Source organism: Streptomyces sp. NPDC090025 (genome assembly GCF_044748125.1).
Lineage (GTDB): Bacteria > Actinomycetota > Actinomycetes > Streptomycetales > Streptomycetaceae > Streptomyces.
In genome coordinates this window covers 83286-107243 of record NZ_JBIVFL010000014.1, presented here as the reverse complement: position 1 = coordinate 107243, position 23958 = coordinate 83286, and the positions used below count along the sequence as shown (strand labels likewise).

General features: G+C 73.5%; 22 protein-coding genes and 1 tRNA gene. 11 read left to right on the top strand and 12 right to left on the bottom strand.

Annotated elements, in window-relative coordinates; translation table 11 throughout:
- Nucleotides 1–30 precede the first annotated feature (30 nt).
- The 5 genes from ACIPXM_RS27690 to ACIPXM_RS27670 form a co-directional block, all read right to left on the bottom strand.
- Nucleotides 31–798 carry an ABC transporter ATP-binding protein gene (locus ACIPXM_RS27690; RefSeq protein ID WP_401660667.1) on the bottom strand — a complete coding sequence of 256 codons (768 nt, stop codon included), beginning with the start codon at nt 796–798 and terminating at the stop codon, nt 31–33.
- A complete protein-coding gene (locus ACIPXM_RS27685) occupies nt 795–3635 on the bottom strand; it encodes an ATP-binding cassette domain-containing protein (protein WP_401660664.1) in 2841 nt (946 codons plus the stop codon). Before ACIPXM_RS27685 ends, ACIPXM_RS27690 begins: the two co-directional genes overlap by 4 nt.
- An 11-nt stretch (nt 3636–3646) precedes the next feature.
- Nucleotides 3647–4930: an ABC transporter substrate-binding protein gene (locus ACIPXM_RS27680; protein ID WP_401660661.1), complete on the bottom strand. Its 1284-nt coding sequence runs from the start codon at nt 4928–4930 to the stop codon at nt 3647–3649.
- 189 nt (nt 4931–5119) lie between these two features.
- Complete coding sequence (locus tag ACIPXM_RS27675) at nt 5120–6949, bottom strand: AMP-dependent synthetase/ligase (protein ID WP_401660659.1); 1830 nt, start codon at nt 6947–6949, stop codon at nt 5120–5122.
- Nucleotides 6950–7218: 269 nt separating this feature from the next.
- Complete coding sequence (locus ACIPXM_RS27670) at nt 7219–8157, bottom strand: LysR substrate-binding domain-containing protein (RefSeq protein WP_401660656.1); 939 nt, start codon at nt 8155–8157, stop codon at nt 7219–7221.
- 103 nt (nt 8158–8260) lie between these two features.
- Between ACIPXM_RS27670 and ACIPXM_RS27665 the strand changes: the two genes are divergently transcribed.
- From ACIPXM_RS27665 to ACIPXM_RS27655, 3 genes are read left to right on the top strand one after another with little or no spacing between them, the layout of a single operon-like run.
- Complete coding sequence (locus ACIPXM_RS27665) at nt 8261–9400, top strand: bile acid:sodium symporter family protein (RefSeq protein ID WP_401660653.1); 1140 nt, start codon at nt 8261–8263, stop codon at nt 9398–9400.
- 28 nt (nt 9401–9428) lie between these two features.
- Nucleotides 9429–9950 (top strand): isochorismatase family protein, encoded by a 522-nt coding sequence (locus tag ACIPXM_RS27660; RefSeq protein WP_401660651.1) that lies wholly within the window; start codon nt 9429–9431, stop codon nt 9948–9950.
- Nucleotides 9947–10330 (top strand): (2Fe-2S) ferredoxin domain-containing protein, encoded by a 384-nt coding sequence (locus tag ACIPXM_RS27655; RefSeq protein ID WP_401660649.1) that lies wholly within the window; start codon nt 9947–9949, stop codon nt 10328–10330. The genes ACIPXM_RS27660 and ACIPXM_RS27655 overlap by 4 nt, the downstream gene beginning before the upstream one ends.
- A 131-nt stretch (nt 10331–10461) precedes the next feature.
- Here the strand turns inward: ACIPXM_RS27655 and fdhD are convergent, their stop codons facing one another.
- The gene (gene fdhD / locus ACIPXM_RS27650) at nt 10462–11301 is read right to left on the bottom strand and encodes a formate dehydrogenase accessory sulfurtransferase FdhD (protein ID WP_401660646.1); all 840 of its coding nucleotides are present in this window, start codon (nt 11299–11301) and stop codon (nt 10462–10464) included.
- 222 nt (nt 11302–11523) lie between these two features.
- Here fdhD and ACIPXM_RS27645 point away from each other — a divergent pair, with 222 nt between their 5' ends.
- The 3 genes from ACIPXM_RS27645 (at nt 11524) to ACIPXM_RS27635 (ending at nt 14098) form a co-directional block, all read left to right on the top strand.
- Nucleotides 11524–12468: a beta-ketoacyl-ACP synthase III gene (locus tag ACIPXM_RS27645; protein ID WP_401660643.1), complete on the top strand. Its 945-nt coding sequence runs from the start codon at nt 11524–11526 to the stop codon at nt 12466–12468.
- A gap of 212 nt (nt 12469–12680) precedes the next feature.
- Nucleotides 12681–13322, top strand: a complete 642-nt coding sequence (locus ACIPXM_RS27640; protein WP_401660640.1) for a hypothetical protein — start codon at nt 12681–12683, stop codon at nt 13320–13322.
- Nucleotides 13323–13453: 131 nt separating this feature from the next.
- Nucleotides 13454–14098: a class F sortase gene (locus tag ACIPXM_RS27635; RefSeq protein ID WP_401660638.1), complete on the top strand. Its 645-nt coding sequence runs from the start codon at nt 13454–13456 to the stop codon at nt 14096–14098.
- Nucleotides 14099–14292: 194 nt separating this feature from the next.
- Here the strand turns inward: ACIPXM_RS27635 and ACIPXM_RS27630 are convergent, their stop codons facing one another.
- Nucleotides 14293–15570, bottom strand: a complete 1278-nt coding sequence (locus ACIPXM_RS27630) for a DUF2254 domain-containing protein (RefSeq protein ID WP_401660952.1) — start codon at nt 15568–15570, stop codon at nt 14293–14295.
- A 177-nt stretch (nt 15571–15747) separates the two neighbouring features.
- Here ACIPXM_RS27630 and ACIPXM_RS27625 point away from each other — a divergent pair, with 177 nt between their 5' ends.
- Together ACIPXM_RS27625 and ACIPXM_RS27620 are read left to right on the top strand one after the other, a co-directional pair.
- Nucleotides 15748–16212 (top strand): hypothetical protein, encoded by a 465-nt coding sequence (locus ACIPXM_RS27625; protein WP_401660636.1) that lies wholly within the window; start codon nt 15748–15750, stop codon nt 16210–16212.
- An 87-nt stretch (nt 16213–16299) separates the two neighbouring features.
- Nucleotides 16300–16387 (top strand) — tRNA-Leu (locus ACIPXM_RS27620).
- Nucleotides 16388–16428: 41 nt separating this feature from the next.
- Here the strand turns inward: ACIPXM_RS27620 and ACIPXM_RS27615 are convergent.
- From ACIPXM_RS27615 to ACIPXM_RS27605, 3 genes are all read right to left on the bottom strand, one after another.
- On the bottom strand, nt 16429–17157 hold the full coding sequence (locus ACIPXM_RS27615) for a class I SAM-dependent methyltransferase (RefSeq protein ID WP_401660633.1): 729 nt from the start codon (nt 17155–17157) through the stop codon (nt 16429–16431).
- 35 nt (nt 17158–17192) lie between these two features.
- Entirely contained in the window at nt 17193–17612 is a 420-nt protein-coding gene (locus tag ACIPXM_RS27610; protein ID WP_401660949.1) for a hypothetical protein, read from the bottom strand.
- A 104-nt stretch (nt 17613–17716) separates the two neighbouring features.
- A complete protein-coding gene (locus ACIPXM_RS27605; RefSeq protein WP_401660630.1) occupies nt 17717–18202 on the bottom strand; it encodes an ATP-binding protein in 486 nt (161 codons plus the stop codon).
- A gap of 253 nt (nt 18203–18455) precedes the next feature.
- On the opposite strand from ACIPXM_RS27605, the gene ACIPXM_RS27600 reads away from it, so the two are divergent.
- From ACIPXM_RS27600 to ACIPXM_RS27590, 3 genes are all read left to right on the top strand, one after another.
- On the top strand, nt 18456–19319 hold the full coding sequence (locus ACIPXM_RS27600; RefSeq protein ID WP_401660627.1) for a helix-turn-helix transcriptional regulator: 864 nt from the start codon (nt 18456–18458) through the stop codon (nt 19317–19319).
- Nucleotides 19320–19556: a DUF397 domain-containing protein gene (locus ACIPXM_RS27595; RefSeq protein ID WP_345484461.1), complete on the top strand. Its 237-nt coding sequence runs from the start codon at nt 19320–19322 to the stop codon at nt 19554–19556.
- 117 nt (nt 19557–19673) lie between these two features.
- Entirely contained in the window at nt 19674–20474 is an 801-nt protein-coding gene (locus ACIPXM_RS27590) for an SAM-dependent methyltransferase (RefSeq protein WP_401660624.1), read from the top strand.
- Between the two features lie 40 nt (nt 20475–20514).
- Here ACIPXM_RS27590 and ACIPXM_RS27585 read toward each other — a convergent pair whose 3' ends face one another.
- Nucleotides 20515–22440 carry a M64 family metallopeptidase gene (locus ACIPXM_RS27585; protein ID WP_401660621.1) on the bottom strand — a complete coding sequence of 642 codons (1926 nt, stop codon included), beginning with the start codon at nt 22438–22440 and terminating at the stop codon, nt 20515–20517.
- A 58-nt stretch (nt 22441–22498) separates the two neighbouring features.
- Nucleotides 22499–23842: a 6-phospho-beta-glucosidase gene (locus ACIPXM_RS27580; RefSeq protein ID WP_401660618.1), complete on the bottom strand. Its 1344-nt coding sequence runs from the start codon at nt 23840–23842 to the stop codon at nt 22499–22501.
- Nucleotides 23843–23958 lie beyond the last annotated feature (116 nt).

Genomic DNA, 23958 nt, shown 5'->3' with positions numbered 1-23958 from the left:
TCCCACCGGTCTCGATCCGGTTGCGACCGGTCAGCCGGTGCCACCCCCGCCCGGGGCGGCCGGCGCGCCCAGATAGGCGGTACGGACCCGGGGATCGGCCCGCACCTCGGCCGCCGGGCCCTCGGCGAGCACCCGGCCCAGGTCGAGCACCACGACCCGGGCGCACAGCTCCATCACGAACGACACATGGTGCTCGACGAGCAGCACCGCGCAGCCCTCCCGCTCCGCGAGGTGCCGGACCACCGCGGCGAGCCGTTCGCGTTCGTCGGCCGACATGCCGGAGGCCGGTTCGTCGAGCAGCAGCACCCGGGGCGGGTCGGCGAGCGCCCTGGCCAGCTCGGCCATCCGGGCCCGGCCGACCGGCAGTACACCCGCGTGGGTGTCGGCGAACGCGTCGAGCCCGCAGTCCCGCAGCACCTCGGCGGCCCTGGCCCGCCGGGCGGCGCCCGCCGCCCGGCCGCCGCCGCGCCGCCACTCCTGGGCGACGACCAGGTTGTCCGCGACGGTCAGCTGCCCGAAGAGCTGCTGGCGCTGGAAGGTGCGGCGCAGCCCGTGCCGGGCCCGCCACACGGGGGAGCGGCGGGTGATGTCGGCGCCGTCGAGGAGGATCCGGCCCCGGTCGGGGCGGCGGATCCCCGACAGGGCGTCGAACAGGGTGGTCTTCCCGGCGCCGTTCGGCCCGATCAGACCGCAGATCTCGCCCGGCCGGACGGCGATCGTGACGTCGTCGAGCGCCCGGACCCCGCCGAACCGGACCCCGACCCCGTGCGCCGCGAGGATCGCGCCGTCGTCGCTCATGCCCGTACCCCCATGCCCAGATAGGCGTCGGCGAGCCGGTCGGCGTCCGCCTCCGCGCGCGGCCCGCACCACACGATCCGGCCCTCCGCGAGATACGCGACGGTGTCCGCGATGCCCAGCGCCTCGGCCGCCTTCTCCTCGACCAGGAGCAGCGCGGTGCCGCGCGCCCGCAACTCGGTGAGCAGCGCGAACACCTCGTCGACGACCCGCGGCGCGAGCCCGAGCGAGGGTTCGTCGGCGATCAGCACCGCCGGTGGCCGCTGGAGCAGCGGGGCGAGCGCGAGGAGTTGCTGCTCGCCGCCGGACAGCGAGCCCGCCGCCACGGTGCGGCGGGCCGCGAGCGCCGGGAACCGCTCGTACACGGCGTCCCGGTCGGCGGCGGCGGTCAGCTGGAGCGCCAGGTTCTCCTCGATGGTCAGGCCCGCGAAGATCCCCCGGCCCTCGGGCGCGAGCCGCACCCCGCGGCGGGCCCGCGCGACCACGGAGTCGCCGCCCGCCGCAGCCCCGCCGACCAGGACCCGGCCGGTGCGGGCGCCGAGCAGCCCCCCGGCCACTCGGCACAGCGTCGACTTCCCGGCCCCGTTGGCCCCGAGCACGGCCACGATCTCCCCGCCGCGCACGGTGAGCCCGACGCCGTGCAGCACGTCCGCCCCGCCGCCGTACCCGGCCCGGACCCCGGCCAGTTCGAGCGCGGCGGGCCCGGACTCCGCGTGCGCCTTCGCGTCCGCCGCCGGGGCGGGGACGGCAGCGGCGGGGGTCTCCGGCTCGGCCGGGCGGGCGTGCCGTCCGGTGCGGGACGCGTCGGCGCCGGAGGCGCCCGTACCCCTGGCGGACGGGACCGGGACGGCGCCGGGGCCGGCCACGGCGGGGTCACCGCCACCGGTCCCGTCCGACGCCCTGGCCCGACGCTCGCGCCACGCGGCCCAGCGGGCCGGGACCGCCGCCACATACCCGTCCGGATCGTTCGCCAGGGCAAGACCCGCGAGGCCGAAGAGCACCACCGGCAGGTGCGCCGAGTCCGTCACATAGCTGGCGAGCAACTGCGGGGCGACCGCGAAGACCAGGCCCGCGACCACCGCGTACTGCGGGCGCCGGACGCCCGCCGCGACCGCCACCGCCAGCCAGACCAGACCGGCCATCGCCGGGAAGTCGGTGGCGGTGATGCGGGTGTTGTACGAGGCGTAGAGCACGCCGCCGAAGCCCGCGAGGCCCGCCGAGACGGTGAACACCAGGAGCTTCGTGCGGACCACCGACACCCCGGAGGCCGCCGCCGCGGCCGGGGCCGAGCGGACCGCGAGCATCGCGCGCCCGTGCCGCGAGTTCCGCAGCCGGCTCAACGCGGCCACGCCCACCGCGCAGAGCACCACGAGCGTGACGCCCATCGCCCGGTCGTCGGACAGGTCGAGCGGGCCGAGCACCGGGCGCGGGATCTCCCAGCCGGTGTCGCCGTTGCGGAGCCAGCCGAACTGGAAGAGGACCTGGTCGGCGAGGAAGCCGAGGGCGAGCGTGGCGAGGGCGAGCGAGCGCCCGCCGAGCCGCAGCGCGGGCAGCGCCACCACCGCGCCGAGCAGCGCGGCCCCGGCGGTACCGGCGAGGGCCGCGGCGGCGAACGGCCAGCCGTGGCTCATCAGCAGCCCGGCGACCAGCGCGGCGCCGGTCACGAAGGTGGCCTGCGCGAGCGACACCATCGCGCCGAGCCCGGTGACCACCGAGAACGACAGGAACACCAGGCCGACCGCGAGGCCCTGCGCGAGGATCCCGCTCCAGAACGGCGTGGTGACCGTGTAGAACGCGACGGCGAGCAGCGCCCCCGCCACCGCCCACGGCCCCCACCGGCGGCCAGGACCGAGCCGGGCGAGCCGGGCGGGCCGGTCTTCGGGTGGCGGGTCGGCCGCCGCGGTGCCCGCGACCCTGGCCCGCCGGGCGAGCAGCAGCAGCCCCGCGAACAGGATGAGGAAGGGGACGGCGGTACGGAAGCCGGTGATGCCCTCGGCGAAACTCGCGTATCCGGCGACCAGGTTCTGCACCACCCCGAGGCCGAGGCCGCCCGCGAAGGCCAGCGGCACGGACGCGAAGCGGCCGAGCACCGCCGCCGTCGCCGAGACGAACAGAAAGAGGGTGTAGTCGTGCGCGGAGAGGCCGAGCAGCGGCGTGGCGAGCACCCCGGCCAGGCCCGCGAGCCCGGACGACAGCATCCAGGCCACCGAGGAGAGCCGGTCGGCGTCGACCCCGCGCAGCTCGGCGAGCGACCGGTTGTCGACGGCGGCCCGCAGCCGCAGCCCGAGCCGGGTGTGCCGCAGCAGCACCCAGAGTCCGGCGGCGACGGCCGCTGTCGCCAGCCAGGTGATCAGCTGGTCGGAGTCGACGCCGACGCCGTCGACGCCCAGTGCCTCGAAGGGCTGCCAGGACACCGCCGGGCTGGGCCCGACGCCGGGCAGCCCGAACTGGTTCTCGGCCGGTTTCACCGGCGCCCCGGCCCGGCCGAGCAGGTCGACCGCCCACAGCCCGGCCGCCGGGAGCGCGACCAGGAGTCCGATGGTGGCGGTGATCTGCGCGGTCTCGCCGACCCGGGCCAGCTTGCGGAACATCAGCCGGTCCAGCGCCCAGCCGAGGCCCGGCGCGACCACCAGGACAAGCAGCAGCGCGGTGGGGACGGCGGGCCAGCCGAAGCCGGAGTGGAGTTCGTAGAAGGCGAGCGCGCACAGATAGGCGGTGGCGCCGTGCGCGAAGTTGAAGAGCCCGGAGGCGGCGGACGAGAGCACCAGGCCGGTCGCGAGCAGCGCGTAGAGCGCGCCCGAGACCAGCCCGCTGAGGACGAAGCCGAGCAGGTCACCCACGGCGCCGCCCCCTAGTGGAAGGGGATCGGCGGGTAGCAGCGGAACGGCACGGCGATCTCGTACCGGCCGCCGGTCAGCCGGACCAGCGCGCCGCAGCCGAAGCTCTCCTTCTGGCCCTTGGGTTCGGCGCGGTCGCCGACCAGGGTGCCGGTGTCGGAGAAGCCGTTCGCGGCCCGCTGGAACGACTCGACGCTGAGGTCCTTGCCCGCCTTGGCGGCGACGGACAGGAACAGGTCGGCGCTCATGTATCCAGTCATCATGTGCATGTTGAGCGGCACGTCCTTGCCGCCCGCCGCCTTCCTGATGTCCTCCTTGAAGGTCCGCATCGCCGGGCTGTCCGCCTCGAACGGCTGGAACTGCAGCAGCACCACGACCCCGTCGAGCGCTTGCCGGGTGGCGTCCTTGGCGAGCAGCCCCGGGTCGTAGTCGGTCGGGTCGGACAGCACGCCCCGGTACCCGGCCCGCTTCAGGGCGGTGAACAGTCCGATGTTGTACGGGGTCTGCATCACGGACACCACGGCGTCGGGTGCCTTGCCGCCGGGCCCGGAGCGCAGGATCTCCTTGACGTACGCGGACCAGTCGTTCGGCAGCGCGGTGGCGGGCACCGAGGGCTTGGCGTAGGCGAGTTGGAACCCGGCCGCCGTGAAGCCCTGGGTGAAGGTGCGGATGCCGAACTTGCCCGCGTCGTTGTCCCCGGCGATCAGCGCGACCGAACGGCCCTTCGCGCCGCCGAGGATGGTGGCCAGACCCTCCGGCCAGGTCTGGTTGAGGGTGCCGCCGGGGGTGGGCACCAGGCAGCCGTTGAAGCCGTAGAGGTGCTTGGGGCCGCAGAACGACGGCAGGGTGCCCCAGCCGACGGTGGGCACCGCCTGTCCGTCGAGGAAGTCGGCGCCCGCGAAGGTGACCGAGCTCATCGGCGCGACCGCGAACACCTTCTCCTGCTGCACCAGTTTGCGGGCGGCGGCGAGATTGCGGGCCGGGTCCTGGCCGTCGTCCTCGGCGCCCAGGTAGTCGATCCGGCGGCCGTTCACGCCGCCCTCGGCGTTGGCCCGGTCGTAGCGGGCCTTGGCGCCGAGGTCGGTGTCCTTCTTGGAGTAGCCGCTGGCGCTCGTCATGGAGACGATGCCGCCGACCTTGATGGAGTCGGCGGTCACTCCCCGCACGGTGCCGGCCGGTCCGCCGGAGCCGCCGCCGCCCGGCTTGTCCGAGGCGCCGCCGGTGGAGGCGGAGTTGCAGGCGGTGGCGAGGAAGAGCGCCGCCGCGGCGGCGGCGAGGGTGCGGAGCGTTCTGGACACGGTCGGTCATCCCTCCGTCGGGTGACCGCATTCTGTGAGTGACCTGACGAACCGTCAAGAACTGACGCATCGTCAATTGACTTTGAGGCAGGGGTCTTGACCAGGAACGGAATCGATGCGGGGCGGGTCCGGACCGGCCCGCATCGGCCTGGCCCGGCCTGGCCCGGCCTGGCCCGGAGGGGTCGCGGCTCAGCCGTACAGGGCCTCGACCTCCACCGCGTACGCCGACTCGATCGCCTTCCGCTTCAGCTTCAGGGACGGGGTGAGCAGCCCGTGCTCCTCGCTGAACGGATGCGCCAGGATCCGGAAGGTGCGGATGGACTCCGCCTGCGACACCTTGGTGTTGGCGGCCACCACCGCCCGCCGGATCTCGCTCTCAAGCGCCGGATCGTGCACCAGCTCGGCGGGCGGCAGTGGCGGCCGCCGCTGCATCGCCAGCCAGTGCTCCACCGCTTCCTGATCCAGCGTCACCAGGGCTGCCACATAAGGCCGGTCGTTGCCCACCACGATGCACTGGGACACCAGCGGATGCGCCCGCACCCGCTCCTCGAGACCCGCGGGCGACACGCTCTTGCCGCCCGACGTCACCAGGATCTCCTTCTTCCGCCCGGTGATCGTCAGATAGCCGTCCTCGTCGAGCATCCCCAGATCGCCGGTGGCCAGCCAGCCGTCGTTCAGGACCGCGCCGGTGGAGTGCGGATCGTTCAGATAGCCCGAGAACACATGGGCGCCGTGCAGCCACACCTCGCCGTCCTCCGCGATGTGCACCGTCGTCCCCGGCACCGGCTGCCCCACCGTGCCGTACTTGGTGCGCTCCGGCGGGTTCGCGGTCGCCGCCGCCGACGACTCCGTCAGGCCGTACCCCTCGAAGACCGTCACCCCCGCCCCCTCGAAGAACAGACCGAGCCGCCGGTCCATCCCCGAACCGCCCGACATCGCGTGCCGCACCCGGCCGCCCAGCGCCTCGCGGACCTTCCCGTACACCGTCTTCTCGAAGAACTGGTGCTGCATCCGCAGCCCGGCCGACGGGCCGGGACCGAGGTCGAACGCCCGGTGCTCCACCGCCTCCGCGTACTTCACGGCCACGTCCACCGCCTTGTCGAACGGGCCGCGCCTGCCCTCCGACTCGGCCCGGCGGCGCGCCGCGTGGAACACCTTCTCCAGGACGTACGGCACCGCGAGCACGAAGCTCGGCCGGAACGCCTGCAGATCGGGGAGGAGTTCGGCGGCGGCGAGCACCGGCTGATGGCCCAGCTTCACCCCGCCGCGGATCGCCGCCACCTCCACGATCCGCCCGAAGACATGCGCGAGCGGCAGGAACAGCAGCGTGGACGCCTCGTCGCCCGGCTTGGAGTGGAACACCGGCTCCCAGCGCCCGATCAGCATCTCCGTCTCGAACATGAAGTTCGCGTGGGTGATCACGCACCCCTTGGGGCGGCCGGTGGTCCCCGAGGTGTAGATCACCGTCGCCACCGAGTCCGGCGTCACCGCCCTGCGGTGCCGCTGCACCACGTCCTCGTCGATGTCCGCGCCCGCCGCCATCAGCTCCGCCACCGCGCCGTCGCCCGCGTCGAGCTGCCACAGCCGCTGCAACCGGGGCAGCCGGTCGACCACCGAACCGATCGTCATCGCGTGGTCCTCGTGCTCCACCACGCACGCCGTCACCTGCGCGTCGTGCAGCATCCACAGCACCTGGTCGGCCGACGAGGTCGGATAGACCGGCACCGACTGCGCGCCGAGCGTCCACAGCGCGAAGTCGAACAGCGTCCACTCGTAGCGGGTCCGCGACATGATCGCGACCCGGTCGCCGAACCGCACGCCCTGCGCGATCAGACCCTTCGCAAGGGCCAGCACCTCGGCCTTGAACTGGGCGGCGGTCACGTCCCGCCAGACCCCCGCGGCGTCCTTGCGGCCGAGCGCGACCCGCTCCGGGTCCCGCTCGGCATGGTCGAACACGGCGTCCGCCAGACCGCCGACCTGAGGCGCCGCCTCGACCGGCGGCACGGTGAACTCGCGCACTGACCTGCTCCCTCGCCCGCTCGACGTCGCACTCCGTACGGCGCGGGTGAACCTACCCCACGCCGAAGCCCGGCGGGAGGGCCTTCACCAAGCCGCGACATTGCGCGTATCCACAGGTCAGCGACCGGAAGGCGGGCAAGTGGGCGTACGCCGGGGCACGTTGTGTGACCGCCGGTAAGCCCCGGCGGCCCCGATCTCCACGGAATCTGTACGGTGCGCACACCGGGCCCGACCTGCGGCCCGGCCGCCGGGGGCGCCGCGCCGGGCGCTCAGCGCGGACGCGGCGGGCGGTGCAGCCGGTCGCCGCCCGCCAGGATCGCCGCCGCCAGCGCGTCCGCCGCGTCCTGCGTCGCCCCGCGCCGCCGCCCCTTGCGCAGCACGAAGTCCACCGCGCCGAGCTCCGGAAGCCCCGCCCTGGCCGGCAGCTCCACCAACTCCGGCGGCAGCAGCCCCCGGGTGTGCGCCATCACCCCGAGCCCGGCCCTGGCCGCCGCCACGTTCGCGCTCAGACTGGTGCTGGTGCACGCGATACGCCACGCCCGCCCCTGCGTCTGGAGGGCCGCCAGGGCGCGGGCCCGGGTGATCCCCGGCGGCGGGAAGACGATCAGCGGCACCGGCCGCTCCGGATCGAGCCGCAGCCGGGGCGCACCGATCCACACCAGCGTGTCCTGCCAGACCAGCTCCTCACCCGGATGCTCCTCGCCGGGGTGCGCCCCGCCCGCAGCCCCGTCGGGCGCGCCGGGCGTGCCCGGGGGCCCGCCACCGCGCCGCTTCGCCAGGATCAGATCGAGCCGACCCGCGTCGAGCCGCGCCTGCAGCGTGCCGGACAGCTCGACCGTCAGCTCCAGATCGACCTCGGGGTGCTCGCGCCGGAACGACTCCAGGATCTCCGGAAGGCGTGTCATCACGAAGTCCTCGGACGCCCCGAACCGCAGCCGCCCGCGCAGCCGGGTCCCGGTGAAGAACGCCGTCGCCCGCTCGTGCGCCTCCAGGATCGAGCGCGCGAAGCCGAGCATCGCCTCGCCGTCCTCGGTCAGCTCCACCCCATGGGTGTCCCGCACGAACAACGGCCGCCCGGTCGCCTCCTCAAGACGCCGTACGTGCTGGCTCACCGTCGACTGGCGCAGCCCGAGCCGCCGGGCGGCCCGGGTGAAACTGAGGGTCTGCGCCACCGCGAGGAAGGTGCGCAGGAGCGTCGGCTCGTACACCCCTCCGACCGTAGCGGCCCCCGCCCGGTTATCGCGATCCGTGATGACAGTCAGTGCGCTGTACGGCGTTCCCGATCACGGGGCCGTCCACCAGGATGGACGTATGAGTCCCCGCCCGTCCGCAGCCGCCGCACCCTCCGCGTCACCCGGGTCACCCGGCGCCGCACCGCCCGGCCCGCCCGCGCCCAGCCGGTCCCTGATCCCGTCCTGGCTGCCGGTCGACCCGTACATACTCGCGCTGCTCGGCACGGTCGGTCTCGCCGCGCTGCTGCCCGCGTCGGGGACGGCGGCGGCGGTCGCGAACGGCACGGCGACCGGAGCGGTCGCCCTGCTCTTCTTCCTCTACGGCGCCCGGCTCTCCACCCATGAGGCGATGACGGGACTGCGCCACTGGCGGCTCCACCTCACCGTCCTGGCCTGCACCTTCCTGCTCTTCCCGGTGCTCGGCCTGGCCGCCCGTGGCCTGGTGCCGACGATCCTCACGCCCGACCTCTACAGCGGCCTGCTGTTCCTGTGCCTGGTCCCCTCGACCATCCAGTCGTCGATCGCGTTCACCTCGATCGCCCGCGGCAACGTCCCCGCCGCCATCTGCGCGGGCTCCTTCTCCTCCCTCGCCGGGATCGTCGTCACCCCGCTGCTCGCCGCCCTGCTGCTCACCGGCAGCGGCATCAGCGGCTCCGGCGGCTTCTCCGCCGACTCCCTCCTCAAGATCGTGCTCCAGCTCCTGGTGCCGTTCCTCGCCGGACAGCTGCTGCGCCGCTGGGTCGGCGGCTTCCTGGTCCGGCACAAGAAGGTGCTCGGCTACGTCGACCGCGGCTCGATCCTGCTGGTCGTCTACACCGCCTTCAGCGAGGGCATGAACCGGGGCGTCTGGCACCTGGTGACCCCGGCCAGGCTCGGCCTGCTGCTGCTCGTCGAGGCCGTACTGCTCACGGTCATGCTGACGGTCAGCTGGTACGGCGCCAAGCGCCTCGGCTTCGGCCGCGGCGACCGGATCGCCATCCAGTTCGCGGGCTCCAAGAAGAGCCTGGCCGCCGGACTCCCCATGGCCAGCGTCCTGTTCGGCGCGCACGCCTCGCTCGCCGTGCTGCCGCTGATGCTGTTCCACCAGATGCAGCTGATGGTCTGCGCGGTCCTCGCCCGCCGCCGCGCCCGCGACCCGGAGGAACCCGCAGCCACGGCCGCGCCGGAGACCCCGGCCCCCACGGCCGGTGGCGAGATCGCGACCCCGGCCCGCCCCTGATGATCATCCGGGCCGCTACGGTGCTCCCATGCCCGCACTCGATCCCGGCCGCACCGCGCTCGTCCTCGTCGACCTGATGGAGCGCATCGTCGCACTGCCCCTCGCCCCCCGCCCCGGCACCGACGTCCTCGCCACCGCCGGACGCCTCGCCGCCGCCTTCCGCACCGCCGGAGCGCCCGTCGTCCACATCCGGGTCGAACGGCCGGGCATCGACACCCAGCCGCCCGGCAGCGACCTGGTCCCCGAACTCGTCCACGACGGCGACGCCGTCGTCGTCAAGCGCACCGTCGGCGGCTTCCACGACACCGGCCTGCACGAAGTCCTCCAGAAGTCCGGCGCCACCACCCTGGTGTTCGGCGGCATCGCCACCAACCTCGGCGTCGAGTCCACCGCCCGGGCCGCCGCCGACCTCGGCTACGACCTCGTCTTCGCCGAGGACGCCATGACCGCGCTCACCGCCGACGAGCACCGTGCCTCCGTCCAGCTGGACTTCCCGCGCCTCGGCACGGTCGCCCCGGCTGCCGCGATCGGCTTCGGCGGTACGGAATGACCCCGGTGCCGATACGGTACGGGCCCCGGCCCTGCTCCCTGGTCGTCTGCCGCGGCTGCTGCTGCGGCGACGCCCGCAAGAACCCCGGCCAGGACCACGACGGCCAGCTCACCCGCCTGAAGGCCGCCGCCGCGGCCTCCGGCGGCCGCCTCGTCGTCCGCACCAGCGACTGCCTCGGCCCCTGCGCCCAGGCCAACGTCCTGGTCGTCCAGCCCTCCACCGAGGGCCGCCGCCGCGGCGGCCGCGCCGCCTGGCTCGGCTGGAGCGCCGACCAGGACTGCCTCGACGAGGTTCTGGCCTGGACGGCGGCGGGCGGCCCGGGCGTCGCGCCCGCCCCGGCGACCCTGGAACTCCAGATGATCGACCCCCCGAAGCCCTGACGCATGGAGGGCGGAGCCCCACCCGCCCTGGCCCACCCTCACCACCCAACGGTGGGGCGGGGGCCCACCCCCACGGAGGCCCCGGCCCCCGCACCACCGACGGCCCGCAACCGACAACCCACCGGCAACCGTTACGCGCCGGCGCCCAGCACGATCCGCTCCTCACCCGCGTACACATTCATGTCCCGCCCCCGCAAGAACCCCACCAACGTCAACCCCGACTCCACCGCCAGATCCACCGCCAACGACGACGGCGCCGACACCGCCGCCAACACCGGTATCCCCGCCATCACCGCCTTCTGCGCCAGCTCGAACGACGCCCGCCCCGACACCAGCAGCACCACCCGCGACAACGGCAACCGCCCCTCCGTCAACGCCCGCCCCACCAGCTTGTCCACCGCGTTGTGCCGCCCCACGTCCTCCCGCACGTCGAGCAGCTCACCGTCCTCCGAGAACAGCGCCGCCGCGTGCAGCCCCCCGGTCCGGTCGAAGACCCGCTGCGCCGCCCGCAACCGGTCGGGCAGCGCCGCGAGCAGATCGGGCGTCACCCGCATCACCGGGCTGTCCGCCACGCCGAAGCGCGACGACGTGCGCACCGCGTCCAGGCTCGCCTTTCCGCACAGGCCGCACGACGACGTCGTGTAGACGTTCCGCTCGAGCGTGATGTCGGGGACCTCGACGCCCGGCGCCAGCTGCACGTCCACCACGTTGTACGTGTTGGTGCCGTCGGCGGTGGCGCCCGCGCAGTACACGACGTTCCGCACGTCCGACGCGGACCCGAGCACGCCCTCGCTCACCAGGAACCCGACGGCGAGCGCGAAGTCGTCACCGGGGGTGCGCATGGTGATGGCGAGCGGCCGGCCGTTCAGCCGGATCTCCATCGGTTCCTCGGCGACCAGGGTGTCCGGCCGGGTGTTCACCGCCCCGCCGCGGATCCGCACCACACGCCGCCGTTCCGTGACCCGTCCCATGGCCGCTGCACCCTTTTCCCGTCCGTTTTCCCGCCCGTACGGGCCGCCGATCGTCCCCGCGGTCCGCCCCCAGGGGCCTGACCGGGCCATTCTCCTCTTGTCACGGTCGAACAGGCACTTAGGGGGAATCTTGGTGGTTTACGTCACCGGTTACCCGTCAGTCGCTGACAAGACTGGGTCCTCCTGCCGCCACGCCGACCGAACCACCGAGGGGGTCCCGGGATGACGGGCACTCGAATCGCCGCGCTCGGGCACTACCAGCCCGCCAAGGTGCTCACCAACGACGACCTGGCCGCGCTGGTCGACACCAGCGACGAGTGGATCACGAGCCGGGTCGGCATCCGCACCCGGCACATCGCCGGGCCGGAGGAACCCGTCGACGAGCTGGCGGCGCACGCCGCGGGCAAGGCGCTCGCCGCCGCCGGGCTTGCCGCCGGTGACATCGACCTGGTGCTTGTCGCGACCTCCACGGCGATCGACCGCTCGCCGAACACGGCGGCCCGGGTCGCCGCCCGGCTCGGCATGGCCTCGCCCGCCACCATGGACCTCAATGTGGTCTGCGCGGGCTTCACCCACGCCCTTGCCACCGCCGACCACGCCATCCGGGCGGGCGCCGCCCGCCGCGCCCTGGTCATCGGCGCGGACAAGATGACCGATGTGACGGACTGGACCGACCGCACCACCTGCGTGCTGGTCGGCGACGGCGCGGGCGCCGCCGTGGTCGAGGCCACGGACGACGATGACGCCGCGATCGGCCCGGTGCTGTGGGGCTCGGTCCCGGAGATGGGCCACGCCGTCCGCATCGAGGGCACCCCGCCGCGCTTCGCCCAGGAGGGCCAGTCCGTCTACCGCTGGGCCACCCACCAGCTCCCGGCCCTCGCCCGCCAGGTCTGCGCCCGGTCCGGCATCGTGCCCGAGGACCTCGCCGGGGTCGTCCTGCACCAGGCGAACCTGCGGATCGTCGAACCGCTCGCCGCCCGCATCGGCGCGGTCAACGCGGTCGTCGCCCGCGATGTCGTCGACTCCGGCAACACCTCGGCCGCCTCCGTGCCGCTGGCCCTGGCCAAGCTCGTCGAGCGGGGCGAACTCCCGTCCGGGGCACCGGTGCTGCTGTTCGGCTTCGGCGGGAACCTGTCGTACGCGGGCCAGATCATCCGCGTTCCGTAGGGGGCGCCGGGCGCCGCCCGCGAGCTGGTACGCCAGGCCGGTGCGCCGGGCGCCGGCGCGGCCACCCAGCGCGACCGCTCCGTGACCCGATCGGCGGAGCCCGGTGGCGGGGCACCCGGGGCGCGCCTAGCTTCGATCGCGGCGAGGGTTCTTCACCGGACCATCCGCGGAAACGCTCCGCGTACCGCCCTCGCGTGATCTGGAGGATCGCCATGCGTGCGATACGTGCCGCTTCCGCCGCCGCCCTGCTCGGTCCGCTCGCCGCCGTCTCGCTCGCCCTCGCCGCACCCGCGACGGCGGCCGACGACGGCTTCGCGCCGGGCGACATCGGCTTCCTGAAGGACGACGTACCGCCCAGGGAGGACCCCAAGGAGGACGGCGGGGGCAGCGGCCACGACATCACCTCCTTCGGCTTCTCCGTCACACCGAGCACGGTGGCGGCCGGCGGCACGGTCACGCTCAAGGCGGACGGCTGCGAAGTCCCCACCGTCACGGTCGAGTCGGGGATCTTCGACACGGTGACCCTCAACGAGGGCCACCAGGGCACCGCCACCGTCGACACCGACGCCAAGGCCGGTGCCCAGTACGAGATCACCTTCGTCTGCAAGGGCGAACGCGGCACCACCACGCTCACCGTCGCCGACCACCAGGGCGGCAATCACCAGAGCGGCGACCACCAGGGCGGCGCCCACAAGGGCGTCAAGGCCGGGTACGGCAGTGGCGCGACCGACGCCGTCGGCGTGCCCGCCGACAGCATCGGCGTCACCGAACTCGCCACCGGCGGCGTGCTCATCGCGGGCGCCCTCGGCGCCGCCGTCGTGCTGATGCGCCGCCGCGACACCACCGGGTCCTGACCGCCCGGTCCGCAAACGGCTCCTCCGCCCCGGTGTGACGAGGTCCGGGGCGGAGGAGCGCCATTTCGTCGAGCGTCGTCGAGTGTCGTCGAGCATGGTCGAGTGTCGTCGTGCCGGGGAGGCGGAGGCAGGTGCAGGGGTCGAACGGGCCGGGGCGGCGCGGCGCCTGGGGGCTGATCGCCGTGGTGCTGCTCGTGGGCGTGCACCTGGTCAGGGGCGGCGCGGGGGAGTGGCCGGTGGGCGGGCCGCCGCAGCCGCTCGCCGCCGCCGCGCCCGGCCGGGCCCCGGGCACGACCGGGACGGCCGCCGCCGCGCCGCTGCCCGCGTCCGTGCCGGTACGGGTCCGGGTCCCGGCGGTCCGGATCGACGCGCCCGTCACCCGGGTCGCCCTGGACGCCGAGGGCTGGATCGACGCCCCCTCCCCGGACGACGCCAACCTCGCGGGCTGGTTCACAGGCGCCGTCTCGCCGGGCGAGCGCGGCACGGCGGTCGTCGTCGGCCATGTCGACATCCCCGCGGGCCGCGCCGTCTTCTACGACCTCGGGGCGCTCTCCCGGGGCAAACGGATCGAGATCGTGCGCGCGGACGGCCGGACGGCGGTCTTCACCGTGTACGGCATCGAGGTCGTCCCCAAGGACGACTTCCCCGCCGATCGGGTGTACGGCTCCACCGGGGACCCGGAACTCCGGCTGATCACCTGCGGCGGCCGGTACTCGCCGGACGGCGGGTACGAGGGCAATGTCGTCGTCTCGGCACGGCTGACCGGGGTCCGCTGAGCACCGCCCGAACCGCCCGGACCGCCCGGACCGCCGGGCCCGAGCAGGAGCCCGGCGCCCCCCGACGCCGGTTCCCGGGGCCACTCTGCCGACCGGACACCACCCCCGGTCCACTCGGCCGCCGGAGTCCGTCAGGTCGTACGGCCGCCCGCTCCGCGCCCTCCGCGCCTGCCCCCGCGCCCCCTCCCCGGGGTTCAGCCGATGCCCTGCCGGTCCGGTTCGAGCGCGAACGACCGGTCCGCCGCTTCCGGAACCGTCCGTACCACCCGCTCCACGAGCAGCGCGCGGTGCCGCAGCAGCGGCTCACGGCGTTCCGCCGGGACCATCGCGAGCAGGTCGTCCAGGGCCGCCACCATCCGCCGGGACACCTGGGGGCTCTCGCCCGCGCAGCCCCGGATCTCGGCGAAGCCCAGGTCCACCAGGTCCGTCCAGCCCGGCACGTCCTGCACGAGCCGCACCGCGCCTTCGCCGTTCCGGCCCTCCCGGTAGGCCACCGCGCCCAGCGGCCGGTGGGCGATCGCGGTCAGGAACTGGGTGATCCGGTCCAGCGCCTGCACGGCCGTGGTCGGGTCGTTCACGGCGGGCGACAGGGCCCGCAGCCCGATGTCGGCGAGCTGGCGAAGCCCGAAGCCGAGGTCCTGGTGGAAGGTCCGCTCGATGCCCACGGACACGGCCGAGGCGAGCCCCTTCGGGGCCGCCCCGCCGTGCACCGCCAGGATCGGGGTGCCGGGCACCACGAAGTCGCCGATCCTCGGCAGCAGCCGCAGCACCAGGCCGTTGCGGCGGGCGGAGCGGACGAGCCGGGCCACGTTCACGTCCCGCAGCACCCCGGCGTCGCCCCGGTACACCACATGGCCGGTGACCGGCCCGAGATCGCCGGCCCCGCCCTCGTACCAGGGCATCTTCGTCAGCACCCGGAACGCCTCCCAGGTGATCCGGTCCACCACGTGCCCCACCCGCATCAGCCGCAGGGTGGAGTTCACGTACGCCACGAAGAGCAGCAGGCTGAGCCCGACCATGGCGAGGGTGAGGATCGACTGGACCAGCGGCACGGTGGTGACGAGCCGGGGGTCGGTCTCGCTCTCGTAGGTGGCGAGGACGAGGAGCGACAGCAGGAAGGTGGCGAGGAAGACCGAGAGGGTCGCCTTGGTGATCCGGCTGCGGATGAAGATCCGTACCACCCGGGGGCTGAACTGGCCGCTCGCCATCTGCACCGCGACCAGCGAGATCGAGAAGACCACACCGATGAAGGTCATCATCGCCGAGCTGATGGTGGTGACCACCGTCTTGGCGTCCTCGGAGATCCCGACCAGGTCGCCCAGGGCCTCGTACTCCCCGGCCTCGCGCAGCGCGTCGACGATCTCGGTGTCGATGCCGTCGCACAGCCACCACACCAGGAGCACCGCCGCCATCGCGGCGACCGGCGCGAACCAGAAGGTGTCGCGCAGATGCTCGCGCAGCGGCGACAGCATCCGGGGGCGGCGGTAGCGGGCGTTGGGTGGCGGTGGGGCGGCGAGATGGGTCACCCGGCGCAGGGTAGGGCGCGGCGTCCCCTAGGGTGCGGCGACGCCCCGTGCGCCCCGAGTCGTACCCGGAACGGTCCTCCGGACGTACGAGAACCGGCCGGTTCGGCGCCCAGCATGGAAGACATGAAGCGCACCTCTCTCGCCCTCGCCCTCGGCGGCACCCTCGCCGCCGCCGTCTTCACCGCCACCGTCGCGGTTCCCGCGGCCGCCGACTGGTTCGAGAAGCGCCACGACGAGTACGGCTCGTACCGGACCGGCGCGGAAGCCAAGAAGGACCGGGCCTCGGTGCCGCGCTGGCTGCCGGACGACGCCGCCAAGGTCGAGTACGCGATGAAGACGACCGGCGGCGAGCGGGCCCTGATGGCGACCCTGAGCTCGCCCGCGCTCCCGGCGGGCTGCACCCCGATGCCGACGGGCGCCGACCGCCCGGCCCCCGCCCTCACTCCCTCCTGGTTCCCCAAGGACGCCCGCGACAAGGCCACCGCCCGCTGCGGTCTCTACTACACGTACGTGGACGGCCACACCCTGTACGCCTGGCAGGACAACGACGACTGGATCAAGCAGAACAAGTCCGGCTCGCCGCACTGACCACGGGAAACGCTGGTGAAAGCCACCCCGAACCCCTGGTAGAGTTACGTATGTCGCCGCGGGGAACACCGCGGTCGGCATCACCCCGTCCGGGTGGCGGAATGGCAGACGCGCTAGCTTGAGGTGCTAGTGCCCTTTATCGGGCGTGGGGGTTCAAGTCCCCCCTCGGACACCACACGGAAAGACCCTGACCTTCAGGTCAGGGTCTTTCCGTATTCACGCTTCCCGCGTTCGCATCGCCTTCCGCGCCACCACCAGGCGGCAGCGCGGCCCGCCGTCCGCCCGGTGCCCGAACGTCTCCATCGTCCGCAGTTCCACCGTGAAGCCCGTATCGCCGAGGCGCCGCAGCACGTCCTGGAGCCGGAAGGTGCGGTAGTACATGACGAACGGCGGCCGCCACAGCGCGTTGCGCACCCGCATCACCGCGTCGAAGCCGAACAGCGTCCAGTACGGGGCCGAGCCCACCGGCGGGGGCGCGGGCAGCGGGAAGGCGAAGGTGCCGCCGGGGCGGAGCGCGGTGTGGACCTGGTGGAAGAGGGTGCGCTGCTCGGCCGGGCGGAAGTGACCGAAGGCGCCGAAGCTGACCGCGAGGTCGAACTCCGGGCCGAACGGCAGGGCCAGCGCGTCGGCCCGGATCAGGGTGGCGTCGGGGTGGGCGCGGCGGGCCTCGTCGAGCATGCCGGCGCTGAAGTCGACCCCGGTGATCCGGCCCGCGCACACCGAGCGCAGCACCGGGAGGCCCGCGCCGGTGCCGCAGCAGACGTCGAGTCCGGTGTCGAAGGGGCCGAGCGGGGCGAGGGCGTCCGCGACCGCCGTGAGCAGCCGGTCCGAGGTCCGGAACGGGGTGGCGTCGAACTTCGTCGCGAGCAGGTCGTAGCCGCGCTCGACGGACGTCATCGCCTGCCGGGTGAGTTCGAGCAGGCTGGGACCCTCGGGGGAGAACATGCCCCGACCCTACGGCCTCGCGGCCCGGCCGGGCCTCAGCGTGCGGTGCGCAGCCGCGGCGGGCCGCTCCACGCGGGCGCGGTGCCGGTCAGCTGGCAGATCAGCAGGTAGAGGGGGATGGGCGGGGTGTAGGGGGAGCCGCCGTCGGGGTGGTGGATCAGCCGGGGGCCGCGGTCCGGGATGACGGCGCCGGGCGCGTAACAGGCGGGCAGCGGCCACACCAGGTCGAGGTCGGAGCCGGCCGGGACCAGCCACCACCACCAGTCGCCGTCCGCGTACACGCAGCCCTTGGCGGGCAGCCGGGACAGGGTGCGGAAGCCGTAGCGGGCCGGGACGCCGACGGCGTCGCAGCCGAGGGTGGCCGGCAGGTCGGCGGGGACGGGCAGCCGGGTCACCGCGAGCGGACCGGCGGCGGAGGCGGTCCGGCCGGTGCCGGTCCCGGTGCCGGTGCCGATGGCGGTGCGGGGGCCGGGGGCCTGGGGCCTGGGGGTGTTCTCGGGGCTGCGCCGGGCGCGCGGGACCAGCAGGGTCGACAGCGCCGACAGGGTCGACAGGGTCCTCAGCACGGCTCTCCCGCGCCGTGCGCCAGCTCCGCCCAGACGATCTGCGCCGTGCCGTGACCGGTGCGGTCGGCGCCCCAGGCCGCGCACAGGGCGTCGACCAGGATGAGGCCGCGGCCGCGCTCCTCCTCGCCGCACTCGCGGATCCGGGGTCCGGCGGGCCCGCCCTCGTCCCGTACCGCTATCCGCAACCGCTCGTCGCCCTCCCGCAGTTCGCAGACGACCCGGGCGCTGGCGGTGTGCACGACGGCGTTGGTGACGAGCTCGGAGACCACCAGGGCGGCGGTGTCACGTATCTCCCCGGCGCAGCCCCACATCGCGAGGCGTTCCTCGGCGAGGTGCCGGGCGCGGGCGACGGACTCGGTGCGGGCGGGGAGTTCGAAGGCGAAGCGGCGGTGGTGGCCGACGGCGGTGACGCCGTGAGCGGTGCCGTGGGCGGCGTGGGCGGTGTCGTGGGGGTGCGCGGGTCGCGGGCGCTGGTTCATGACGCGGGGGCTCATGAGACCTGAGGAATGCGCGTTACCAGAAGCCACGACCGGATCCTCACAATGTGGGCAGGAGTGCCGTACACACCCCACCGTGATGAAACGCTCGGCGTCGTGCGTACTGGTTCCCGGAATACTGTGCTCCTGAGTCGGACACTTGGCAAGTGGCACTCTGAAAATTGCAGAGTGCGGTGTTCTCTCTGGCCGGGTTCGTGGCACACTCGTCGAAACAGCGCGTCGGGGAGGTCTGAGAGTGAGCGAGCCGCGGTCCGCCCCCACGGTGGGACAGGTCGTACTCGGCAAGCGTCTGCAGGATCTGCGCGAGCGGGCCGGCCTCAAGCGTGAAGAGGCCGCCAAGATCCTCCGGGTCGCCCCGGCCACGATCCGGCGCATGGAGACCGCGGAGGTCGCGCTGAAGATCCCGTACGTCCAGCTCCTGCTGAAGGCGTACGGCATCAAGGACTCCGAGGCCGAGGGCTTCATCGCCCTCGCGGAGGAGGCCAACCTCCCCGGCTGGTGGCAGCGGTTCCACGACGTGCTGCCCGGCTGGTTCTCCATGTACGTCAGCCTGGAGGGGGCCGCCAGCCTCATCCGGGAGTACGAACCGCAGTTCGTCCCCGGTCTGCTGCAGACCGAGGGGTACGCCCGTGCCATTCTGCGCAGCGGGGCCGTCGGCGGCAGCAGTGCCGAGGAGATCGACCGTCATGTAGCCCTCCGGATGGAGCGCCAGCCCCTGCTCACCAGGGAGGACGCGCCCAAGTTCTGGGTGATCATGGACGAGACGGTCTTCCGCCGCCCGGTCGGCGACGGGCCACAGGTGATGCGCGACCAGCTCGACCGGCTGCTCGAGGCGTCGGAGCTGCCGAACGTCACCCTGCAGATCGCGGAGTTCGCGTCCGGCCATCACCCGGGCACCTACGGTCCGTTCGTCCTCTTCCGGTTCGCCATGCCCGAACTCCCGGACATGGTCTACAGCGAGTACCTGACCGGCGCCGTCTATCTCGACGCGCGCCCCGAGGTGGCCTCCCACCTCGAGGTCATGGACCGGATGGCGGCCCAGGCCGCGACTGCACAACGCACGAAGGAGATTCTCCGGAATCTCCGCAAGGAGCTGTGAATGGATCGCATATACAACGGCATGCCCGCCGCCGAGCTCGGTGCCGAAGGCTGGCACAAGCCGTGGAGCGGCGGGAACGGGGGGAACTGCGTGGAGGCCATGAAGCTGGCCGACGGCAGGATCGCCGTGCGACAGTCCGCAGACCCGGAAGGACCCGCGCTCATCTACACCCACGGGGAGATCGCCGCCTTCATCCAGGGGGCCAAATCCGGTCAGGCTGACTTCCTGCTCACCTGACCCCTTCCGTCCCACCCGCTCCATCGCGTAACTCTTGCTCTGTCACTACCGTGATCCCCGCACGTTCGCCCGAACTCCCGCTGTGAGCAACACCGTTCGTCCCGCCGAGGAGAGCCGATGACCCCCCAGGACATTCGCATCGACACCAGCAAGCCGCACCCCGCGCGGATGTACGACTGGTTCCTGGGCGGCAAGGACAACTACCCGGTCGACGAGGAGATGGCCCGGCAGCTGCTCACCGTCGACGCCCGGGGCCGGGACATGGCCCGGGTCAACCGCGCCTTCATGCACCGCGCCATCCGCTGGCTCAGCGCCGCCGGGGTGCGCCAGTTCCTGGACGTGGGCACCGGCATCCCGACCGAGCCGAACCTGCACCAGATCGCGCAGGGCGCCGCCCCGGAGTCCCGGATCGTCTACTGCGACAACGACCCGATCGTGCTCGCGCACGCGGCCGCGCTGCTGCGCTCGACGCCCCAGGGGGCCACCGAGTACATCCAGGCGGACGCCCGGGACCCCGAACTGATCCTCGAAAGGGCCGGAAAGGTCCTTGATTTCGACCAGCCGATCGCGCTGTCGATGCTCGCGCTGCTGCACTTCCTCGGCGACGAGGACGGCGCCCAGGACCTGGTCGGCAAGCTGGTCGACCAGCTCGCCCCCGGCAGCTACCTGGTCCTCTCGCACGTCACCGGCGACTTCGACCCGGAGGGCGCGGCGAAGGCCGCCGCGATGTACCGGGCCCGCGGACTGACCCTGCGGCCGCGCTCGCGCGACGAGCTGGCCGCCTTCTTCGACGGCCTCGACCTGGTCGAGCCGGGCGTCTCGCTGACCGCCGAATGGCACCCGGAGCTGGGCGAGCCGGTCCCGGTCCCGGGCGACGAGCCGATCCCCGGCTGGGCGGCGGTCGGCCGCAAGCGCTGAGCGGCGGCGGGGGCGCCGCCGTGACCGGCCGGGCGGCCGGTCACGGCCGGGGCGGCTCCAGGGTCACCAGGAAGGTGCGCGGACGGCTGATGTTCCCGGCCGCGTCCACCGTCCGGTGCTCCACCGTGTGGGTGCCGTAGTCGGGCGTGGCGTCGTCCCACGGCACCGCCCGGCTCCGGCCCAGCTTTCCGTACACCAGATCGTCGATCACCGTGCCCGAGGGCGAGAGGCGGAACGGCGCGGTGGCGTCGGTCGGCCAGCCGTAGTAGGTGTACCAGCCGTCGCCGTCCACCCGGAACTGGCTGACCACCACGCCCTGTTGGTCGTCCTGCGCGGTCAGCCGCAGATCGAAGGCGCCGTCGTAGACGTACTCCACCGGACGTCCCGGGCGGCGCACCGTCCGCACCGGTTCCGAGAGCTGGTACGCGCCCGAGGCCGGTGACGCGTCCACCATCCAGCGCAGCTCCCGCGCGGCGCCGTCGAGGCGCGCCGTCAGGATGTGGACGCCGGGCGAGAGCCGCAGCGAACCCAGGTCCAGATCAAGGGCGTTGCCCGGGTTCGGCACCGGGCGGCCGTCGAGCGTCCAGCGCACCACGGGCAGCCGCCGCACCGGGTGGGAGGTGTCCACGTACACCACCGAGCGGGCGCCGACCGGGGTGCCGGTCGCGGTGTGCCCGGTGAACTCCGCCCGGGTCAGGTCCACGGGGGTGGTCGCGGCCGGGTCCACGGTCCACCGCACGGTACGGGTCAGGGCGGCCGAGCCGCGCACCGCAGGGTCCCGCACGAACGGGGTCGGATCGGTGACGGTCGCCGTCAGCTCGTACCGCCGCCCCGGCGTCAGCCGCAGCTCCCGCAGGTCCCGCAGCTCCCGCAGGTCGATCGTGCGGGCCCCGTCGGTCCGCAGGCGGCGGCCGTCGAGCCGCCACGACACGGCGAGTTCGCCGCCGACCGGATGCAGGGTGTCCACCCACACCGTGCGGTCGGCGCCGATCGGCGCCGTGTTCGGGGTGTGGCCCTGGACCAGGTCGACCTTGGCGGATATGGCCTGCGTCATCACCTCGCGCTCCACCTGGTCGAAGGCGTAGCCGAGGGTCTTCATCATCGAGTGCCGGCTGGGCCGCCACACTCCCTGGGTGCTGTAGAGACCGCCCTCGTAGCGGCCGATCGGACCGCCCGACTCGCTCTCCTCGCCCAGCCAGCGCCACCACTTGGCGTGCCGCTCCCGCAGCTGATCCTCGGTCAGGAGGGTGTGGTGGGCGGAGGCGGGCTCGCCCTCGTCCTCGTAGCGGCCGCCCGGCACCCCGCGCGCGTAGTAGTCGTACTCGTCCTGCAGGCCGCCCAGCGAATGCCCCAGCTCGTGCGGGGTGATGAGGGCGGAGAGCGCGTTGCCGCCGGACGCGGTCGCGTAACTCCCGCCCGCGCCCCCGTAGGTGGAGCTGTGGGCGAGGGCGACGATCTGCCGGTTGGCCTGCCGGGTGCCGGGCACCAGATCCGCGTAGCCGCCCGCCTTGGCGCTGTTCACGGTGAGCAGCCGCTGCACGCTGTCCGGGTTGCAGCCGCCCCAGAAGCCCATGTCGAGCGCGGTGTCCCGGGCGGGCGCGTCGAGCGCGGGGTCGCAGTCGACGCCGGAGTCCTTCGACGGGATCTCCACCGCCCACACATTGATGTAGGAGCGGTACGAGGCGAACGGCTCGATGCTCCACAGGGTGCTCAGATGCCGTTCCAGGTCGGCCCGGAACAGCGGCAGCTCGGCCGCCGTGTACCCGTCGCCCAGCACCACCAGGTTGAACCGGCGGTCGGCGGGTCCGGTGGTCTGCACCGGTACCACCGTGGCCCCGCCGGTCTCGGCGGCGGCCGGGGCTCCGGCGGCCGCCGTCCCGGTGCCCACGAGTCCGGCGGCGATCAGGAGGCCCGCGAGCAGCCGGGCCACCCCGCGTCGAACACGTATGCGTCGCTGTGCGGTCATGAGGGGCGAGCCTAGGGCGCGCCCCTCATGACGTAAAGCTGTTCGTCAGCCGTCCATGTCACCGCCGCAAGTACGCAAGTCCCGCGTGTTCGGCGGAATATCCGTCGAGCAGCCGCCGGGCGACGCTCACCGAATCCACCAGCGGATGCAGCGCGAACGCCTTCACGGCCGCCGCCCGTGAGCCGCCCTCGGCCGCCGTGAGCACCTCGCGCTCCACCGCCTTGACCGCCGTCACCAGACCCACCGCGTGGTACGGCAGCGGGTCCACCGACACCGGATGGGCGCCGGCCGCGTCGACGAGGCACGGCACCTCGATCACCGCGTCGGCGTCGAGCACCGAAAGCGTGTGCCGGTTGCGGACGTTGAGGATCAGGGTGGCCCGCTCGTTCCGGGCAACCGCCCGCATCAGGGCGAGCGCGACCTTCTCGTAGCCGCCCGACTCCAGGTCCTCCTCGTCGCGCTCGCCGACCCCGGCGGCCTCCCGGTTGTGCGCCATGTAGGTGGCCTCGCGGTCCGCGAGCACCCGGTGCCAGGTGGCCAGCGGGGGAGTGTCCGGCTTCGCCATCTCCTCGTAGAAACCGGCCTGTTGGTCCAGGAGGTAGGCGCCGCGGGTCCGCTCGGCGGACCGATAGGCGTGCACCGCCTCGCGGTTGAAGTAGTAGTAGTGCAGATACTCGTTCGGCACCGCGCCGAGCGAGCGCAGCCACTCGGTGCCGAAGAGCTTGCCCTCCTCGAACGACCCGAGCAGCGTCTCGTCCTCGAAGAGCCGGGGCAGTATGTCGACTCCGTCGACCGTGAGGCCGCGCAGCCAGCCCAGGTGGTTGAGCCCCACGTAGTCGATCCACGCCCGGTCCGGATCGGCGCCGAGCACCCGGGCGACCCGGCGGCCGAGACCCACCGGCGAGTCGCAGATGCCGATCACCCGGTCGCCGAGGATCCGCGCCATCGCCTCGGTGACCATCCCGGCCGGATTGGTGAAGTTGATCACCCAGGCGTCCGGGGCGAGTTCGGCGATCCGGCGCGCGATGTGGGTGACCACCGGCAGCGTCCGAAGCCCGTACGCGATCCCGCCCGCGCCCACCGTCTCCTGGCCGAGCACCCCCTCGGCCAACGCGATCCGCTCGTCGGCGGCCCGGCCCGCGAGACCGCCCACCCGGATCGCCGAGAAGACGAAGTCGGCGCCCCGCAGTGCCTCGTCGAGGTCGGTGGTCGCGTGCACCACGGGCGCGTCGGGCATCCCCGCGGCCTGCTCGGCGAGGACCCGCGCGACGGCCGAGAGCCGGTCCCAGTCCAGGTCGAACAGGGTGACGTGGGTGACCCGCCCCTCGGCGTGGTCGCCGAGCAGGGCCCCGTACACCAGCGGCACCCGGAATCCGCCGCCTCCGAGAATCGTCAGTTTCATGCCCTCACGCTACTGGGCCGGTCCGGCCCGCCCCGGGTACGCGACACGGGGTGAGACGCGCCGTGAGACAGGCCGGGGGACGGGCCACGGATAAGGGCTGGATAAAGAGTCCATAG